Annotated in this window: 17 protein-coding genes; 5 read left to right on the forward strand and 12 right to left on the reverse strand. The window is 71.7% G+C overall.

Translation table 11 applies throughout. The features are described from left to right. Positions 1–12: 12 nt before the first annotated feature. The 12 genes from lanKC to mpaB all read right to left on the reverse strand — a co-directional run bounded on the left by lanKC (position 13) and on the right by mpaB (position 11,012). On the reverse strand, positions 13–2,499 hold the full coding sequence (gene lanKC, locus QSK18_RS07220; protein WP_285617373.1) for a class III lanthionine synthetase LanKC: 2,487 nt from the start codon (positions 2,497–2,499) through the stop codon (positions 13–15). A 19-nt stretch (positions 2,500–2,518) separates the two neighbouring features. Then, on the reverse strand, positions 2,519–4,195 hold the full coding sequence (mpaP, locus tag QSK18_RS07225) for a daptide biosynthesis intramembrane metalloprotease (protein ID WP_285617375.1): 1,677 nt from the start codon (positions 4,193–4,195) through the stop codon (positions 2,519–2,521). Continuing rightward, positions 4,192–4,998 carry a hypothetical protein gene (locus QSK18_RS07230; protein WP_232813875.1) on the reverse strand — a complete coding sequence of 269 codons (807 nt, stop codon included), beginning with the start codon at positions 4,996–4,998 and terminating at the stop codon, positions 4,192–4,194. The genes mpaP and QSK18_RS07230 overlap by 4 nt, the downstream gene beginning before the upstream one ends. Beyond that, entirely contained in the window at positions 4,991–5,716 is a 726-nt protein-coding gene (locus tag QSK18_RS07235) for an ABC transporter ATP-binding protein (RefSeq protein WP_232813874.1), read from the reverse strand. Before QSK18_RS07235 ends, QSK18_RS07230 begins: the two co-directional genes overlap by 8 nt. Further along, entirely contained in the window at positions 5,713–5,916 is a 204-nt protein-coding gene (locus tag QSK18_RS07240; RefSeq protein WP_232813873.1) for a hypothetical protein, read from the reverse strand. The genes QSK18_RS07235 and QSK18_RS07240 overlap by 4 nt, the downstream gene beginning before the upstream one ends. A gap of 198 nt (positions 5,917–6,114) precedes the next feature. Beyond that, positions 6,115–6,240: a daptide-type RiPP gene (locus QSK18_RS07245; protein WP_269810923.1), complete on the reverse strand. Its 126-nt coding sequence runs from the start codon at positions 6,238–6,240 to the stop codon at positions 6,115–6,117. A 54-nt stretch (positions 6,241–6,294) separates the two neighbouring features. Beyond that, positions 6,295–6,441 carry a daptide-type RiPP gene (locus QSK18_RS07250; RefSeq protein ID WP_232813872.1) on the reverse strand — a complete coding sequence of 49 codons (147 nt, stop codon included), beginning with the start codon at positions 6,439–6,441 and terminating at the stop codon, positions 6,295–6,297. A 75-nt stretch (positions 6,442–6,516) separates the two neighbouring features. Beyond that, entirely contained in the window at positions 6,517–6,696 is a 180-nt protein-coding gene (locus QSK18_RS07255; RefSeq protein ID WP_232813871.1) for a hypothetical protein, read from the reverse strand. Positions 6,697–6,707: 11 nt separating this feature from the next. Continuing rightward, positions 6,708–7,919 carry an iron-containing alcohol dehydrogenase gene (locus QSK18_RS07260; RefSeq protein WP_285617380.1) on the reverse strand — a complete coding sequence of 404 codons (1,212 nt, stop codon included), beginning with the start codon at positions 7,917–7,919 and terminating at the stop codon, positions 6,708–6,710. Beyond that, the gene (mpaD, locus tag QSK18_RS07265; protein ID WP_285617382.1) at positions 7,916–9,229 is read right to left on the reverse strand and encodes a daptide-type RiPP biosynthesis aminotransferase; all 1,314 of its coding nucleotides are present in this window, start codon (positions 9,227–9,229) and stop codon (positions 7,916–7,918) included. Before mpaD ends, QSK18_RS07260 begins: the two co-directional genes overlap by 4 nt. After that, positions 9,226–10,029 carry a daptide-type RiPP biosynthesis methyltransferase gene (mpaM, locus tag QSK18_RS07270; protein WP_232813868.1) on the reverse strand — a complete coding sequence of 268 codons (804 nt, stop codon included), beginning with the start codon at positions 10,027–10,029 and terminating at the stop codon, positions 9,226–9,228. The genes mpaD and mpaM overlap by 4 nt, the downstream gene beginning before the upstream one ends. Continuing rightward, positions 10,026–11,012, reverse strand: a complete 987-nt coding sequence (gene mpaB, locus QSK18_RS07275) for a daptide biosynthesis RiPP recognition protein (protein ID WP_285617385.1) — start codon at positions 11,010–11,012, stop codon at positions 10,026–10,028. The genes mpaM and mpaB overlap by 4 nt, the downstream gene beginning before the upstream one ends. Positions 11,013–11,394: 382 nt before the next feature. Here mpaB and QSK18_RS07280 point away from each other — a divergent pair, with 382 nt between their 5' ends. From QSK18_RS07280 to QSK18_RS07300, 5 genes are all read left to right on the forward strand, one after another. Next, complete coding sequence (locus tag QSK18_RS07280) at positions 11,395–13,953, forward strand: class III lanthionine synthetase LanKC N-terminal domain-containing protein (protein ID WP_285617386.1); 2,559 nt, start codon at positions 11,395–11,397, stop codon at positions 13,951–13,953. A 335-nt stretch (positions 13,954–14,288) separates the two neighbouring features. Then, positions 14,289–14,873, forward strand: coding sequence for an ATP-binding cassette domain-containing protein (locus QSK18_RS07285; protein ID WP_285617388.1), 585 nt, complete (start codon positions 14,289–14,291; stop codon positions 14,871–14,873). Next, on the forward strand, positions 14,870–15,373 hold the full coding sequence (locus QSK18_RS07290; RefSeq protein WP_232813864.1) for a hypothetical protein: 504 nt from the start codon (positions 14,870–14,872) through the stop codon (positions 15,371–15,373). The genes QSK18_RS07285 and QSK18_RS07290 overlap by 4 nt, the downstream gene beginning before the upstream one ends. 164 nt (positions 15,374–15,537) lie before the next feature. Beyond that, a complete protein-coding gene (locus QSK18_RS07295; RefSeq protein ID WP_232813863.1) occupies positions 15,538–16,695 on the forward strand; it encodes a sensor histidine kinase in 1,158 nt (385 codons plus the stop codon). Continuing rightward, entirely contained in the window at positions 16,692–17,309 is a 618-nt protein-coding gene (locus QSK18_RS07300; protein WP_232813862.1) for a response regulator, read from the forward strand. The genes QSK18_RS07295 and QSK18_RS07300 overlap by 4 nt, the downstream gene beginning before the upstream one ends. Positions 17,310–17,378: the final 69 nt, after the last annotated feature.

The raw sequence follows: 17,378 nt of genomic DNA on the forward strand, positions 1-17,378 counted from the left end.
GGGGGAACGGTTTCACTCGGGGAAGCAGAACGGGACAGTGCCGCCCTCGGTCACCCAGACGATGCCGGTCGAACCGGTGCCGAGGTCGCACGACATCTTCAGCCCGTGATCTCCCAGGTATCCGGCCACGCCCTGGTCGGTGACCCGATGCAGGGCGAGGAGCTCGGTCTGCCGGGCGATCTGCTGTTCGTGGCCGGGCCAGCGGGCGCCCACGTGGCGTAGCGCAGCGATCATGCCCGCCCGTCCGGTGAACAGGCCCGGCTGTTCGTGGTGCCACAGGTCGTGGGCCGTGCCGAGCCGGGCCAGGGCGCGTTCCAGCTCCGTGTCCTCGGTCCGGGCCAGGTAGTCGGCGAGAACCATTGCGGTACCGGCACTGCCACGGTGGATCGTGGGCCGGCGCCAGGGGCCGGGTGCGACGGGCGCCTCGGCCCCGCCTCCGCCCGGGAAGAGCAGGTCGAGCTCGGTCTTGAGCGCGGCGCGGGCGGCAGTCAGCAGTTCGGGCGATCCGAACCGTTCGTGCAACCGGACGAAGAGCAGGGCCGGCCCGGCCGGACCGTCGAGCAGACCCCAGGCGGGGGTGCCGCGGCGGGTGCCCATCCGGGTCCATGCCTCGGTGGCCATCAGGTGCTCACCGATCGCCAGGGCCGCCTCGGCCGCACCGGGAACGAGGGCCTCGGCCTGGAGGGCGGCGACACCGGCACCGGACCGGCCCCGGGTCAGCGAATGGTCGGCCCTTGTGTCGTCGGCGGCCTGCTCGAGGGCACGGTCTAGGGCCTGGCGGGCCGAGTCCTCGAGCCCGAGATCGGCCAGGGTCAGGCCCAGCCCGGCCCAGCCCTCGAACAGACCTGGCCCGCAGTCGAGCCGGGGAAGCCGGGTTTCGAGCCATTCAAGGTGTTCGGCGGGGGTCTCGTTCCCGCGCCGGCGCAGCGCCCACAGCACGCCGCTGGCCCCGTAGGCCGGGGTAAGGCTGCCCCCGGGAGTGCGGAAGAGGTTCGCGGCGCTGGGGTAGAGGCGGTCGTCGCGGCGTGGGGTGGCGTTCGCCAGGGTGAACGCGGTGACGTCGTCGGCGGACACCTCTACCCGGGCCGGCCGGGCGGTGTCGATGCCGAGATCGGCCAGGACCTGCTCGTCGAAGGTGCGGGGAACTGCGCCGTCGAAGCGGGCGTGGATCTCCTCGAGCAGGTCGAAGACCTTCTCCGGGCCCCAGCTCAGCGTGATGGTGGCCGGCAGGAGGAGGGCCAGCCTCAGACAGGCCAGGCCGTACCGGTCGGCGGCCGTGCCGCGCAGGTGGTCAGGGGCCCGGAAACCCGGAGCCCCGATGCGTTGTGGCTGGTCGTCGACCGTCCGGCTCGCCGTCTCCAGGTCGATGAACATGGGTTCGCCGGTGGCCCCGACGAGGACGTTGTTCGGATGGACGTCGCCGAAGGCGACCCCACGCCCGTGCATGTCGTGCAGAGCCGCAGCGACCCGGTCTCCGACGGTCAGCGCCCAGTCGGCGTAGGCCGCCCGGTCGAGGTCCCGCTCGCCCTGCAGATCCGGATGGTGACGCTGGACCAGGGTGAGCAGCGAGTCGCCGTCCACGAAGTCCCGGGCCAGGTAGTAGTGCCGGTCACCGCGCAGGTAGCTGACCAGCCGGGGCACGTACGGCGCCCCGGCCAGTTCCTCGAGGGCCCAACGCTCCTGTTCCAGCCGGTGCACGGCGTCCCGGCCCTGCTCGTCCAGCCCGGCCATCGGCCGGGCCTCCTTGACCAGCACCCGGGCCCCGGTGGCCCGGTCGACGGCGTCGTACACGCCCCCGCCGTTCGAGAAGTGCAGCGCCCGTTGCACCTTGAACGGCAGAGGGCTGGATCCGGCCCGTCGTCGCTCCAGGGCCTCCAGCACGCACTCGGGAGGGGTGACCCAGTCCGGGACGTAGAACGAAGGCCGCCGGACGTCGGGCACCAGCACCCCGTCGGGACGACGGACCGAAGGAACCGGCAGACCGTGCGCATCCGCTCCGACGAGCTCGACGAACGCGCCGTACCGGACGTAGACGGGCGCCGTGCGGTAGCGCAGGTCGGTGAGGATCGCCGGCCCCTCGAAACCGGCCAGGAGCAGGTCGAGATCATTGAGGACGCCGGCCAGGTCGCCTTCGGTGCGGGGGTAGATCGCGATGAACTTGCCGCTGGTGGTGCGGTCGGCGTACTTGCTGTTGCGGGCCAGCACCTGCTGCGGCGAGCGCAGGAACTTGAACGGGACCAGCTGCTTCAGGCAGTAGGACCAGACCACGTCGAGCACCTTCTCGGCGTCGTCCGGCGTGGTCGACACGTGCACCTTCCAGCCCTGCTCACGGCTCTCCTGGGCGGCCGGGTGCTGGTAGCACCAGATCTCGTCCGCCGTGCGCAGCCAGCCGTCCGGGAGAGGCTCGCCGGTCTTGGCGAAGTCGCCGGCCTCGGTCACCGAGGGCACGTCGAAGAACGGTGACCTCTGTAAGCAGTAGTCGATGATGCCGAAGTCCATGGCGGGCCTCTTCCGGGCGCTAGACGAGGGGCTTGATGTAGGAGTCGAGAGCGAAGCGCCACAGCGGGATCTGCGGCCCCTGCCAGATGGCGATCCCGCTCGCCGCCTCCGGTGCGGCAGCGACGGCCAGGCGCACGGTGTCCGGGTACTTCGTGGTCATCGTGGTGACCACCGGGGCCACCGCGCTGATCGGCCCGACCTGGGCGGTCGAGGTCGGGTCGGCGACCCGGGCCTCGGCGACGAGCTGGCGGCCGAGGACACCGCTGCGGTACAGCTCGATCCGGTCGCCCCGGGCCAGTTCGTCGTGGGCGCCGGCCGGCATGATGAAGTGGACGGCACCGTCGGCCCCGGTGAAGTACCCGCCCTGGACCGTGCGGGGCACCTGGAGCAGGACCGAGCCGGCCAGGACGGCGGCGGCGGCCGCACCGGTGACCAGCGCGATCCGGAGCCGGGGGGCTCCGGTCTGCACCGCGAACGTGATCATCCGCCGCCAGCCCCGGACGACCACCAGGGCGCAGCCCAGGATTCCGACGATCATGCCGACCAGCCCGACGATCCCGATCTGCGACAGGGCCCTCGACCACAGCGAGACGGCTTGCAGGACGATCACGAAAGGGAAGCCGATGCAGGCGAATCCGTACGCCACCGCCCAGCGGTACTGCGGCAGTTCCGGGTCCCGGCGGGCTCCGAAGAGCACCCAGGCCCCGAACTGACGGGCGTCGCCCATCGCCTTCTCCCGCAGGTTCGGGATGTCCAGGTGGCTCATCAGGGCGAGGTAGCCGTCGAACTTCACGAACGGGATGAGGTTGAGGATCCCGCCGAGATAGGTACCGGCCGCGAACAGGACCAGTTCGTGCCGGATCGGCGCGGTGACCGGCAGCAGCGAGGCGAAAGCGGCCACCGCGCCGACGACCGCCTGGGTGGTGATGCCCGAGCAGGCGATCTGTACCCGCTGCCGGCGGTCCGGTAGTCGCCACCCGTCGCTGACGTCGCAGAAGAAGGCCGGCGCCAGGTAGAAGAGCATGACCCCCATCCGGCTCGGCCGGCCTCCGTGGCTGACCAGTACTGCGCCGTGGCCGAACTCGTGGATCGCGGTGGCGACCACGAAGCTGAGGGCGACGGCGCCGTAGGAGGTCAGGCTCAGCGGCGTGGTGGCCGCCGACCAGACCATCGACGGACGCAGGACCAGCGAGATGATCCCGGCCAGGGCGAACAGGATCTGCAGGGTGAAACCCCGGTGGCCGGTGACCATCCGGATCAGCCGGGTGAACGGCGTCAGTACCTTCGCCGGGTCCAGCACGGTGAGCTGGAAGGTCAGCGGAGGGACGTACTTGAAGGCGGACGTGGTGGTCGGCCGCGGTTCCCGGTCTCCCACCAGGTCTTTGGCGACCAGTTGCTCCCAGGTCCGCCAGACGTCGTCGGAGGTCCAGGGATCGCCGAGCTGGGAGGCCAGTTCGTCGAGCGGCGTGGAACCGTCCAGGGAGTTGGCGACCGAGGCGAAGTCGGGGGAGACCCGGAAGTACCGGTCGGGCCCGTCCTGGATGATCCACGGCGCCTCGGGGGCGAGGGGCTCGACGACCGTGACACCGGCGGCCAGGCGCGGCCTCTGGGGGTCCGGACCGACCCGCTCCAGGACCTGCGGCCCACCCGCGCTGCGGAGCCCCGGGGTGCCGCTGACGGCTCCGCTGCTGTTCATGAGGTCGTGACGTCCTTTCTGCTGAAGCTGGTCCAGGCGATCGCTCCGAGGACTGCGACCCAGGCCACGGCGACGGCGGCGCCGGCGGCGAGCGGCAGGAGGTCCGGCAGCACGTCCCGGTAGACCGAGCTGAGCGCGATGGTGAACAGGTACTTGGCGAAGTCGGGCCAGATGCGCTGCAGACCCGGGTCGACCAGGAGGGTCTGCAGGAGCAGGACGAGCAGCGCGATCGTGCCGCTGCGGGCGAGAACCCCGACGAAGAAACCGAAGACGGAGGCGAGCACGCAGCAGGCCACGATGCCGAGGGTGATCCAGGTGGCCTCCGCGGTCCACGAGAACGGCACGCCCAGGCCGGTGTTGATGCCGTAGGTGGTGGTCGTCGCCATCACCGCGGCGAGGGCGCCGAAACCGAGGCCGGCCACCGCGCTCACCACGATCTTGGCCGCGAACACGGTGCTCCGGCTGCTCATCAGGATGCTCCGGGTCAGCGCCCCGGTCCGGGCGTCCCGGGTGAACAGCATCGAGCCGAAGATGCCGGCCAGCAGGAAGGTCATCATCCAGGACCGCACCTGGCCCTCGGTGAGCTCGGCCGGGCCCTGCGTGGAGGAGCCCGACTGCACCTGGGCGGCCAGCGCGTACGAGGTGAGCAGGCACAGCACGACGGCGCCGATCGACAGGCTCAAAAGCTGTCGGCCCTGCAACGCCCGCCACAGCTCGGACCGCACGACCCGGTCGAACCGGCCCCGGTCGGAACCGGCCGGGGTGGCGTCGAGCGTCACCGGTGTGGAGGTGGTGTTAGACATGGTTCTCCTCCTTCTGGGATCGGAGCAGGGCGAGGAAGCTCTCCTCCAGGCCGCCCGCCTGGGAGACCAGGGACGGGGCGGAGCCGGTGAAGAGGATCTTCTTGTCGAGCACCACCACGTCGTCGACGGTGCGCTCGATCTCGGCCAGGAGGTGGCTGCAGACCAGCACCGTGCGGCCCTCGGCGGCCAGGCCCCGGACCAGGCCGCGCAGCCAGGTGATGCCCTCCGGGTCCAGGCCGTTGGTCGGCTCGTCGAGGATGAGCAGCTCGGGGTCGCCGAGCATGGCGACGGCCAGGGAGAGACGCTGCTTCATACCCGTCGAGTAGGCCGAGGCCTTCCGGTCGGCGGCGTCGGTGAGGCCGACGAGGGCCAGCACCTCCTCGACCCGGCCCGGTGCCAGGCCGAGGGCACAGGCCCAGATCTTCAGCTCGTCGCGGGCACTGGCCCCGGCGATCGGGGCCATCCCGTCGAGCATGACGCCGACCCGGCGGCCGGCGTCGGACAGTTGCGAGTAGGGCTTGCCCCACAGCAGGGCCCGCCCGGCCGTGGGTGCGGCCAGTCCCAGCACCATGCGGATCAGGGTGGTCTTGCCCGCGCCGTTGGGGCCGAGCAGCCCCACGACGCGGCCGGGCGCGGCCTCGAAGGTCACGTCGTCGACCGCGCGCACCCCCCGGAACTGCTTGGTGAGGTTCTCCACCCGGATGACGGGGGTCGTCATCGGGACAGCCGCTTCGTGGCCACGTCGTGGCCGAGCGCGCCGGTGAGCAGGCCCGCCAGGGCGATGGCGCTGGCCGTGCGGGCGGCGGGCGAGAGGGGCAGCACGGGCAGGACCGCGACGATGCCGCCGAACGCCAGCAGGATCGGCTTGGTGATGGGGGGCACGGTGGTCAGGGCGGCGGGGACAGACAGCGTGGGCATGGTGATGTCCTTTTCGATCCGGATGGGCTTGCGGTCTCGCGCTGACGGCGGTCAGCGGGTAGCATCACCAGCCAGGACCTGCACTGCGCCAACAGATACAGGTCCCGGCCGGTGATGAAGTGGTGCGCTGGTGCAGTGATCGGGTGGTCTAGACCCGAGCAGGTGGTTCGGCAGACGTTCTCAGGGGTGCTGCGGCTCTCAGGTCGCGGCGATGATCGTGCTGACGATCGTCACCCCGACGCTGACGCCCTCCCAGAAACCGGGGGCGCTCATCTCCTCGAGCTCCTGCAGTTCGAGTTCGTTGTTCTGGTCGGCGTTCGGCATGGTCATGCTCCTTCGGGTAAGGGTTTTCTCGGATTTTCCTGCGGGACGGGCAGATCAGGTGGCGGCGATCACGGTGATCGAGATGCCGACGGCGACGCCGCCCGCGGTCCACCAGCCGGGAGCCTCCATCGACTCCAGCTCCTGCAGCTCCAGCTCGGCCGGCTCGGCGCCGGCCTGCTTCGGGGTGTTGTTCTCGCTCATGGCGTTTTCCTTTTCTCTCGGTGATTTTCGGTTGTGCTGTTCCGCCTGACCGTGGTCAGGTGGCCGCCTGAGGGCTCAGGTGGCCACCGCGAACGCGACCGCACTCAGGAAGATGACCCCGCCGGCAGCCAGGCTGCCCATGGTCACCCAGTCCGGGGACTCGAACGGCTCGAGTTCCTGGATGTCGAGGTGGATGGCGGGTCGTTTTTGGGGGCCCTCCGGATAGGGCTCGAAAGCGCCTCTGGTCTCCGGCATCTCGCGTCCTTTCAGCGTGTCAGCACCGCGCCGGTGCGCGGCGGGGTGATGTCGGTGAACGTGCCGACCGGTGTGATGGTGCGGGTTCGCTCGAGCAGCTGCCCGATGTCCCCCGCCCGGACGCCCTGGTACGGGGGAAGCCCCGCCCCCCAGGCCCGGAGCACCCGCTCGGTGACGAGCGGGATGGGCAAGGCGTCGCACGACGAGTCGGCCTGGACGCCCCAGTGCGTGAGTAGCACGCGGATCCCGTCGCCGGGCTCGGCCGGCAAGGGCTTGTGGTGCGCCGTGCGGACGGTGTCCCACACGGTGCGGAGCTGGGCCGGACTGCCCAGGGTCTCGGCGCCCGCGTCGATCGCGGCCCAGAAGGCGGGCCACAGTCGCACGGTCGTCGGTATCTTCGCCCCACCGGTCAGGCCGGCCACCTCGTTGGCCAGGGCCCAGAGCTTGACCGCCCAGGGCTGGTGGGGACGCTGCACGTGGTCGCTGTGGCCGAGGACCCCGATCCGGGCGGCCTCACCCAGCGCGGCCAGGCCCGGTTCGTGGCCGGCGTCGAGCGCCGTGACCACCTCGTCGGCACGCTCGACCAGCCGGGCGATGAGCGCCAGGCACACCGTGTCGGTGAGCGGCTCCCCGACGGCGTCCCCGACGACGGGTCCGACCAGCCGGGAAAGGATCTCGGCGAGTCCCTCGCGCAGCAGCGCTCCGGGCAGGGTCAGGTAGGCCGTCGGGTCGTGGGCGTACGCCGTGGGTCGGAGACTGCGGTCCATCACCAGCAGCCGGCGCTCTCCCAGGTGCCCCAGGGCCACGGCACTGGCTTCTGCCCCGGTGCCGAGGGTGGTGGGGACGGCGACCAGGGGGGCCTTCCGGCCCGGCCCGGGCGGCAGTGCGACGAGTCCGCTGCGGGTGCGGGTCCAGCCGGCGTAGTCGTGGTCGAGGGTGGCGAGCTTGACCCGGTCCAGGACCGCGCCGCCCCCGACGACAACCGTCACGTCCGCGTCCCCGGGGGGCAGCAGCGGGCCGGTCAGGTCGGGACTGCTGCTGGGAACCACCAGGGTCTCGATCCCCGCGGGACGGGCGCCCAGGACGCCCAGCCAGGAGAGGACCCGCCCGTGGACGGGAGCACCCTCGACCCCGGCGTCGACCACGAGTCGCACGGTGGTGCGGCCCGAGCGGACGAAGGCCGACTCGACGGCATGGGCGGCGCTCAGCCAGGTGGCCCTCATGACGCCCGCTCCAGGACCGGTGCCGGTGACTCCGGCCGGCCGAAGCCACCGCTCGCGGCGACCCGGGCGAAGCCCAGCTCCACGCAGCCGAGCAGCTCGGTGACCTCGGCCTCGGAGTAGGTGAGGGCCGGGATCAGCTGGATACCGCCGGGTCCCGGGTGAACCACCGCGCCGGCCTCCCGGACGGCGGTGATCAGCTGGGCGACCACGGCCGGTCCGACCGGTGCTCCGTCGGCGGTGTGGGCGTGCAGGGTGCGGAAGAGTCCGCGGCCCGCAGCGCTGGTGGGCACCGGTAGACGGTCTGCCAGCGAGGTCAGTCCGGCGTCTAGGGCGGCGGCGAGGCGCTGCCCGTTCCCGAGGGCGTCCAGGCGGGCGAACTCCTCGGCCACCGCACTGATCACGGCGCAGCTGGCCGGGGTGCCGGCCTGGGTCTCGGCGTGCACCAGCACCTGGTCGGAGCCTTCGAAGGCCTGAGCGATCCGATGGCTCACCAGGACCGCCGCGGCGGCCGCGGCCCCGTTGGTCAGGCCCTTCGAGGTGATCAGGACGTCGGGGGCGGCCGGCCACGCCGAGGAGGCGAACATCGGCCCGGTGCGGCCGTACCCGGTGGCGACCTCGTCGGCGACGAGAAGGAAACCGTGCTGGGACCGCAGGGCGAGCAGGGCGGCCACGTAGTCGTCGTCCAGAGCGATGGTGCCCGAGCCCAGGACCGGCTCGACCACCACGGCGGCCACCCGGTCGCCCAGTTCGGCCAGGACCTCGGTGAGTTCGTCCACGGCGTTGGGGTTCACGTGGCGTACGAACCGTGGGTCGACACCGTAGAGCTGCTGGCCCAGGTTCTCACCGGTCAGCGAGAAACCGCCGTAGGTGAGGCCGTGGTACGAGCCGCGCAGGCCGATGACGATCCGGCGCGCCGAATGTCCTTCGATCGCATGTACGTGCCGGACGAGCTTGAGCACCGCATCGTTGGCGGCCCCGCCGGACGTGGAGAACAGGACCCGGGCGAAGCGGTCCGGGCCGGCGAGACCGACGACCGTCTCGGCGGCGGCCCGGGCGTAGCTGTTGCTGTAGCGGAAGACGCTGAGATAGGACGCGTCCCGCAGGGCCTGGGCCGAGGCCTCGGCCACCGCCTCGTTGCCGTAGCCGAGGTTGACGTTCCACAGGCCGCTCGTGCCGCACAGGGCCTCCCGGCCGTCGGCGAAGCGCACCCGGTGTCCCTTGGCACCCACCAGGCAGAGGTCTTCCCGGAGGTGGTCGGCGCGGGGGATCAGGGCCGGCCACAGGGCCGGCGGTCGCGCGGTCGGGCTCATGCCGTCATCTCCCAGGTCTGGACCAGTACGTCGAGTCGCTCGGTGCAGTCGCCGATCGCCGCGTCGGTGCGATGGCTGAATCCGTGCTCGGCCAGTTCGGTGCCGATCACCCGGCCGTCGAACAGCCGGGGCCGGGACACCGCCACCGGCACCCGCTGCCCCTCGTCCGGGGGTGAGCGCAGGATCACGGTGACCGTCCGGTGGTCCTCGCCGGGCACGATGGCGTCGTACATGTCGTACTCGCGGCCGGACCAGCCGGTGACGATGCGGTGGATGTCGGTCACCTCGGCCGCCTCGTGCGAGGGGACCGGCACGGTGACCAGGAAGATCCCACCGGGCTCGAGATGCTCACGGACACAGCGGTACAGGCCCTGCCGCTGCTCGGCCGAGAGCAGGGTGATCGAGGTGCTGCCGAGGGCGATCACGGCGAACCGGCGGCCGAGGTGGAAGTCGGCCATGTCGCCGGCCACCGGCTCGACCCGGTCACGGGCGGGCCGGACGAGCGTGGTGTCCGCACGTTCCGAGAGCAGGTGCAGCAGGCTCGGGGACATGTCCAGGGCCACCACCGGGCGTCCACTCGCGGCGATCGGCAGGGACATCCGGCCGGCTCCCGCCGCGAGCTCCAGGACCGGGCCCGGCGGTGCCGATCGCAGCAGGGCCAGGATCTCGCGCAGCTCACTGTCGTCCCCGAGAGTGATGTCGTGGTACATCGCCGAGCCGATCTCGTCGTAAAGATCGCAGTGCTGGACGTTCTCGCCGAGGGCAGCGACGGCGGCGCCGACGTGGACGGTGGTGCTCATGCCGCCAGCTCCATTCCGGTGCCGAACCCCCGGGCGCCGAGAGCGGTGACGAGCCGGGCCCCGTCGGGGTCGCCGGAGCCGTCGAGCTGGCGTTCCAGAGCGGTGGCCGAGGCCAGGTCCAGAGGCACGATCCGGCCCTGGACCGGGTCGACGACCAGGGCGCCGTCGGCGGTCCGGACGATCACCGGCCGCTGTGCGGTCGCGGTGCCGTCGTCGAGGGGGATCCGGGGGTCGAGGCGAAGGCCGAAACCGGACACTGCTTCGACCTCGGCGCCGCAGGCCCGGGCCGCTCGCACGGCCGTGACCACGGCGAGATAGCGCGTCAGGTAGGGGATGTCGCGGTGGATCCGCTCGAGGTCCGCGTCGTCGACGACCGCTCGCAGGGCCGTCTCGGCCCCTGCCCCGGACTCGGCGAGGTGGGTGAGGGTGTCGGCCGAGAGGGTGTCGAGGGTGGCCACCGGCGACCCCGTGGGCGACACCGTCACCGTGCCGTCTGCTCGTACGTGGATGCGGTGGCTGCGGTTGTGCGCTCCGGGCCGGCCCAGGGCCGGGCCGTCGGCCAGGTACACCAGCGGACTGGTGGCCACTCGCGGCAGGCGGCCGAGGTCCCGGGCGGCGACCGCGTCAGCGCCGAGCGCGAGCAGGTCTTCCGGGCCGCAGATCCGCAGCAGGGTCGGGCCGTGCACGGCGAGGAAGCCGCTCACTGCGTACGACTGGACCTCCATCACGAAGGAGTCGTCGAGCCACAGCTGGTCGCCCGGCGTCCCGAGGCCGCCCTGGTAATTCACCAGCGTCGGTGCGGCCGACGGGGCGGAATCCGGCAGGAAGACCACGGATTCGGGGCCGACGATGCCGCGACGGGTCAGCGTCTGCAGGTGGCCGGCGTCCTCGAGGAAGACGCTCAGCCGGCCGCGTCCCTCGCGGGACCGGGTCGTGCCGGTCGTGACCTCAGCGAGGTGGGTCAGGCTGGTCGGGTCGGGCACCGCGTCATCACTCCTTCGTCCTGCTCGGGCGCCTCGCGGCACCGGTGGGCTTTCGAAACTTTCGAGACTGCCTTCCCGACTTGCGGTTTCGGTGGGGCATGGCAGAACAGTACGTAGCGGCCGGGACGGGCGCCTAGGGGCGGCTGTCACTGGGGCGGGGTGAACGACTACAGGTTGTCCGGGTGACAACTGTCAGCCGCCGAGGCCAGGCGGGCTCCGGAGACGGGTGTCCGGGCGCCCCGGAGGGGGTGTCCTGACAGTTGTCATCCCATCGTCCTGACATCGAACACTCGCGGATGTGACAGGAGGGGCCGCAGGATCAGTGCCACGTGCACCGGGGGGTGCACATCAACGGTGCCGATCCGACCCGGGGGGGGGTCCTGTGAAGTCGTCCCTGAACCAGCGTCTGAAGTCCGCCTACATCCCGTTCACCATGGCCCACAGCCTTTTCTACGACGTCCTGGGCTCCTCGGAGGCCGTCGACAGCAGCCCTCTGCTGATGCCGGAGATGCCGCCGGCCGGCTGGCAACGGGTGGAGTACGGGCCGTGGACGGTCTTCGTCCCACCCGTCTACTCCCTGCCCGAGCAGGGCTGGAAGGTTCACGTCGCCGCTCTGCCGGGCAACGCCCGGCGGGTGGCCGACATCGCGGTGCGGGCCTGCTGGGACCTCGGTGTCCCGGTCAAGACCCTGCGCACCGAACGAACGGTCCTGGCGACCCAGCTCAAGTACGCCGCCCCGGAGAGCAGCGGCAAGGTGGTGACGGCCTACCCGGCCACCCCGGCACTCGCCGAACTGCTGCTCGAGCGCCTGGTGGCCGGTCTGGCCGATGAGCCGGGACCCCGGATCGTGGGTGAGGTCCCGGTCGCTGGTGCGCCGATCTATCTGCGGTACGGCGGTTTCGGTGAGAGCTGGTGCACCGGCGCCGACGGTCGGCTACGCCCGGGATGGACGCGGGCCGGGCGCGCGGTGCTCGACCGGCGTGGGCCGGCCGGGGCGCTGGGAGCCCCGCCGTTGCCCGAACCGCTGCAGCGCTTCCGGGCGGCCGACCTGGAGCCCAAGCTGGAGATCGACGAAGTGGTCGTGCTTCACCGGTCCACCGGCGGCGGGGTCTACCGGGCCCGCTGGCGGGGGCGCTCGACCGTCGTGCTCAAGGAGGCCCGCAGACACGCCGGGCTGGACGTGGCCGGGGTCGACGCCACCGCCCGGCTGCGGCACGAGCACGCGGTGCTGACCCGGCTGGCGGGGACCGGGCTGGTACCCGAGGTGCTCGACCTGATCAGCCTGCGGGACAGCGACTTCCTGGTCCTGGAGTACATCCCCGGCCAGACCCTCAGTGCCGGCCTGACCACGAACCCCGCGATCCGGCCGGATGCGACGGCATCGGAGGAAGCCGCCTACCTGGGGTGGGTGGAGCGGACGGCCGCCCGGCTGCGGGTGATGGCGCAGGTCCTGGCCGATCACGGAGTTGCTCACGGGGACCTGCATCCGGGCAACGTCCTGGAAGGCGACGAACGACTGGTGCTCGTGGATCTGGAATCGGCGAGTCTGGACGGCCGGGCGGTCTCCACCGGTATCACCGCGCTCAACATCCCGGGCGACGCGATCCCCACGCTCGGCAGCGATCTGCGGGCGGTGGAGCTGATCCGGCTGACTCTCCTCGCCCCGCACCTCGACGTCCTCAACTGGCGGCCGGAGCTGGAGCAGGAACTCGAGCAGGCCGCTCTGGCCGACCTGGGGCCCGGCCCGGCCGTGGTCGGACCGGCTCCCGACCGCGCGGCGCTGGTGCGCGGTCTGACCGCGGCTGCCACCGTGCACCGCACCGACCGGCTCCTGCCTGGGGACATCGCCCAGTTCACCACCCCGGGTGGAGGTCTTGGCCTGCTGCACGGGGCGACCGGGGTGTGCCTGGCCCTGCAGGCGACCGGTGCCCTGGTCCCGGAACCGTGGCTCGACTGGATCGTGGCCGCTGCCGGGCGGGAACGGCCGGTCGGGGGGTTGGGGCACGGTCTGGAAGGGGTGGCCCTGGCTCTCGCCCTGCTCGGCCGCCCCGAGCAGGCCCGCACGGTGGCTCGTCGGGCCGCCGCCAACCCCCGCAGTCCGCTGCCCCCGTCCTGGGAGTACGGGCACGCCGGGCGGGCCCTGGCCTTCACCGAGCTGGCCGGTCTGCTGGGGCCCGAGTTCGACGAGCCTGCCCAGCATCACCTGGCCGCAACCACCTTGTCCGTGAGCGCGAGTGGCCCTCGCCCGGGCAGCGGCCTGCTGGACGGCTGGGCGGGAGTCGCGCTCGCGCTGATCGCGATCGCCGACATCTCCGGCGACGACCGGGCTCAGGTCTGTCTGCGCGCCGCGCACCAGGCCGTGCTCAGGGAAGCCGAGAACGCCGTCACGGTCGGGCCCGCGGTACTGATCCAGGGCACCGGGCGGCTCCTGCCCGACCTGGCCCAGGGGAGCGCTGCTCTTGGCCTGGCCGCCGCCGCCCTGCTCAGCCGGCCCGAGGCCGCGGGGCTCGGTACCGCCGAGATCGCCCGGCTCGAGCCGCTCGTTGCGGGAGTGCGGCAGACCTGCCGAACCCCGGCTGCGCCCGGACCTGGCCTCGGTCTCGGGCGCTGTGGCCTGCTCGCCACCCTGCGCAGGCTGGCGGGGGACGACGATGCCGGGGTGGCGCTGCACGAGGGCCGGGTCGGATGGAACGTCATGCCGCTGCCCGGCGGGGATCAGCCGGCGACCGTCCTGCTCGGCCACGCGGGCTACCGGCTCTCCACCGATCTGGCCACCGGCAGTGCTGGGGCGCTGGTCGCCCTCGCGCCGCTGGCCCAGGACGCCTTGCACGCCGTTCTGCGGCTACCCCGCCACCAGAGCCTTCCTCCGGCCCTCACCAGCTGGTCTGCATCTCGAGATGACAAACGTCAGGATGCGTGCGTGACGCCGTCCACTAGGTGAGCGACCACCGCTGGACCAGAATTGAGCCAACGGAATCGGAGATGGTCCGCACGGAACGAGGTAGCCATGTCGCTCGACCAGTTGCACTCCCTGGAAATCGAAAAAGACGACAGCGCAGCTTTTCTGGAAGCAATGAGTACGTTCTCGTACTTCTGGTGCTGACGATCTCAGTGGCTCCGCCACCGATCGTGCCCGACCGATCACCCTGCCGGTAGGAACTTGCCATGTCAGCGAACCGCCTCCATCGGTTGACCACTGCGGTCCGACTGCGTGGCGTCCAGGTCGAAACGGACTCCACCGCCGGTCTTTCCGCTCTTCAGGTCCGGGACCTCAGTGTGACGTCCGGGACCCTGGTGGCGGTGCAGGGGAGATCGGCGAACGAGGTCCACACCCTGCTGCTCACCCTGGCCGGACGCGTCGCCCTGGCCGGTGGATCGCTCGAGATCGCCGGCGCCCCGGTCTCCCGCCGCGGGACCGACGCCGTCCGCTCTCCGGAGCCGTGGCGGCGTCGGGTCGGGTTCGTGGATGCCCGGCCGGTCCTGTTCGGGCACCTCAGCGTGGCCGGCAACATCGGGTTGCCGGTGCGGTGGAGCGGGAAACGGCACCCCCGCGAGGAGATCGGCAAGCTCTGCCGCTCGGTCGGCCTGGACGCGGTCAACGACTGCTGGCCGGCCGAGCTGGACCCGGCCGAGCAGCAACGGGTGGCCATCGCGATGGCGCTGGCGTACGACCCGGACCTGCTCGTGGTCGCGGCCGACCCGGGGTCGGCCGGACTCGACCAGCTCTCCCGGACGCTCGTCGACCTGGTCCGACTCGAGGGGCGCACCATCGTCACCAGTTTGGCCACCCCGATCGTCCAGGCCGGCGCCGACCAGGTCCTCACCCTGCTCGACGGCCGGCCGATCGGAACGAACGCATGACGGCGGCGCCCTGGGGGCGTCGTGCCGCTCCGGCGAGACCGCATCTGATCGCGGCTGTCGTCGCTGGGATCGTCGTCGGACTGACCGCCCCCCTGTTGCTCATCGGCCTGGGCCGGCACACCGACAGCGGGGTGTCGCCGGTCCTTGCCGTCCCGGTCGTCCTGGGGTGGGGCGTGGCTGTCGTCGCCGTCATGAACGTGGTGCTTCCGTGGCGGCGCCTGGTGGTGGCCGGGGTGCGCCGAGACCGCAGCGCTCTCACCGCCGCGCAGGCCACGCGCCCCGAGCAGACCGATTACCACGTCCGCTGGCTGCTCGAGTCGAGCATCTGGGCCCTGGTCCTGTCGTTGCCGACGGTGCTGGTCGCAGTGTCCGTGGTCGCCGCCCTGATGGGCTCGGCGGTGACCCCCCGCCTGCTCGGAGGCGCCTTCGGCGACCTGGTCGGCGTGACCGCGGTCGGCATGTCCACCGCACTCCTGCTGCGGCACCGTCCATCCGCCTGACTTCCCCCGAATGCCATCTACTACCCCACAGGTAGCAAAAGTGACAGAATAGAGTGTCACTGTAAGGGGGGCACTTCGAGGCGTGCAGTCACGCGCGCCGAACCAGTGATGTGCCGTGCGGTGCTATTTGCCGACTGCAATGGGCTCAAGGGGATCGTCTTATGGTGCGGGGGAGTTCTTCGGGGGTGGTCGGGGCGTGGTCTGCAGCCACGCTCATCCTGTTCGTCAGTATCGGCCAGGTCGTCGCCCAGGAGGACTCGACCCTCCTGGTCAAGATCTTCTGTGGCCTGCTCAGCCTGGTCGTCGTCGCCTGCTTCCTGCGGATGCAGTCGCTGCTGGTCAGGGGGAGGCCGGGGCGGCAGCTGCGGACCCTGGCCGGGGCCCAGGTGGTGGCCTCGCTATTGGTCCTGGCGCTCGGGGGCGCCTGGATGACGCTGGCCCTGGCCCTCACCACGGTGTTGCTGCTGACGGCCTGGCCGCAGCGGTTCCTGCTGGTGGCCGGGCTCGGTGCACTGGACGTGGCCGTGATGCTGGGGCGGCACGACGGCACCAGCAACGAGTCCATCCTGGTCATCTGCGTCACCACCGTCGTCATCGCCTTCACCCTCTACTCGATGACCCGGCTCTACGTGGTGCTCGACGAGCTGCGCCGCACCCGGGAGCAGATCGCCCGGGTCCGGGTGGACGAGGAAAGGCTGCGGATCTCCCGGGACCTGCACGACCTGCTCGGCCGCACCCTGGTCTCGGCCTCGCTGCGCAACGAGGCCGCTCTGCGGCTGCTCGACCACGACATCGAGCGCTGCCGCGACCAGCTCACCGCGCTCCGGTCGTCGATCATCGACGGCCAGGCCCGGCTCCGGGCCCTGACCAGCGGGCCGACCCTGATCGGCCTCAACGACGAGCTGGCCAGTGCCCGTGAGCTGTTCGAGCGCCTCGGGCTGCGGGCCGAGGTCGACGCGGTGGTGGTCGACGACCCGGCCATCGACCAGACCCTGGCGGCGGTCGTGCGCGAGGCGGTGACCAACACCCTCAAGCACGGGCAGCCCACCTGGTGCCGCATCGGGGTCCGGCACGAGTCGCTGGCCATCGTGGTCAGCGTGGTCAACGACGGGGTCACCAGCACCGCCCAGGACGGCGGTGCCCACACCGGTCTCGACGACATCCGCGCCCGGGTCGAGTCGCTGGGCGGTGTGCTGACCGCCGGGCCGGTGCCCGGCGGCCAGTTCCGCGTCATCGCACGGGTTCCCCGTGTTCCCGCGCTCACGCCGGACGGCGACGCGGCCCTAGAACTCACCAACAGCCCGGAGACGGCAGCCTCGTGACCCAGGAAACCCTCAGACTTCTCATCGCGGAAGACGTCGAGCTCGTCGCCGAGGCCTTCGAGGCCCTGCTCAGCACCGAGCCGGCCTTCGAGGTCGTCGCCCGGGTCGGCCGCGGTGACCACGTGCTGGCCGCGGTCGAGAAGTACCGGCCGGACATCGCCCTGCTCGACGTGGACATGCCCGGCGCCACCGGGATCGAGGCCACCCGGCTGGTGACCGCCCAGTTCCCGGACTGCAAGGTCATCCTGCTGACGGCCCTGCCCGGCAGCGGCCACCTGCACCAGGCCCTGGCCGCCGGAACCTCGGGCTACCTGGTCAAGGCGACCACCGGGGCCCGGCTCATCGACGCGGTCAAGACCGTCGCGGTCGGGGGCACGGTCATCGACCCCCAGCTGGCGGCCGACGCCCTGCGCAGCGGGCCCAACCCGCTCTCCGAGCGGGAGCAGGAGATCCTGCGCTACGTCGACCAGGGCCTGAACACCCGCACGATCGCGGCCAAGCTGTTCCTCTCCCACGGAACAGTCCGCAACTACCTCTCCTCCACCATGACCAAGCTCGACGCCTCGTCGCGGGTCGAGGCGGTGCGCACCGCCCGGCACCGCGGCTGGTTCTGAGCTACGCGCTCGTGACATGGGCGCTCGTTGCGACACGGGCTGTTCCGATGATTCGCCCGGTACCAGCCC

The sequence above is a fragment of the Kineosporia sp. NBRC 101677 genome (assembly GCF_030269265.1).
Lineage (GTDB): Bacteria > Actinomycetota > Actinomycetes > Actinomycetales > Kineosporiaceae > Kineosporia > Kineosporia rhizophila.

What these genes read in the sequence shown, in the direction of transcription:
- mpaD (WP_285617382.1), bottom strand. Translation starts at nt 9,229, where the DNA reads ATGAGCCCGACCGCGCGACCGCCGGCCCTGTGGCCGGCCCTGATCCCC.
- QSK18_RS07240 (WP_232813873.1), bottom strand. Translation starts at nt 5,916, where the DNA reads ATGCCCACGCTGTCTGTCCCCGCCGCCCTGACCACCGTGCCCCCCATC.
- QSK18_RS07260 (WP_285617380.1), bottom strand. Translation starts at nt 7,919, where the DNA reads ATGAGGGCCACCTGGCTGAGCGCCGCCCATGCCGTCGAGTCGGCCTTC.
- lanKC (WP_285617373.1), bottom strand. Translation starts at nt 2,499, where the DNA reads ATGGACTTCGGCATCATCGACTACTGCTTACAGAGGTCACCGTTCTTC.
- QSK18_RS07250 (WP_232813872.1), bottom strand. Translation starts at nt 6,441, where the DNA reads ATGAGCGAGAACAACACCCCGAAGCAGGCCGGCGCCGAGCCGGCCGAG.
- QSK18_RS07245 (WP_269810923.1), bottom strand. Translation starts at nt 6,240, where the DNA reads ATGCCGAACGCCGACCAGAACAACGAACTCGAACTGCAGGAGCTCGAG.
- QSK18_RS07255 (WP_232813871.1), bottom strand. Translation starts at nt 6,696, where the DNA reads ATGCCGGAGACCAGAGGCGCTTTCGAGCCCTATCCGGAGGGCCCCCAA.
- QSK18_RS07235 (WP_232813874.1), bottom strand. Translation starts at nt 5,716, where the DNA reads ATGACGACCCCCGTCATCCGGGTGGAGAACCTCACCAAGCAGTTCCGG.
- QSK18_RS07290 (WP_232813864.1), top strand. Translation starts at nt 14,870, where the DNA reads ATGACGGCGGCGCCCTGGGGGCGTCGTGCCGCTCCGGCGAGACCGCAT.
- QSK18_RS07230 (WP_232813875.1), bottom strand. Translation starts at nt 4,998, where the DNA reads ATGTCTAACACCACCTCCACACCGGTGACGCTCGACGCCACCCCGGCC.
- mpaM (WP_232813868.1), bottom strand. Translation starts at nt 10,029, where the DNA reads ATGAGCACCACCGTCCACGTCGGCGCCGCCGTCGCTGCCCTCGGCGAG.
- mpaP (WP_285617375.1), bottom strand. Translation starts at nt 4,195, where the DNA reads ATGAACAGCAGCGGAGCCGTCAGCGGCACCCCGGGGCTCCGCAGCGCG.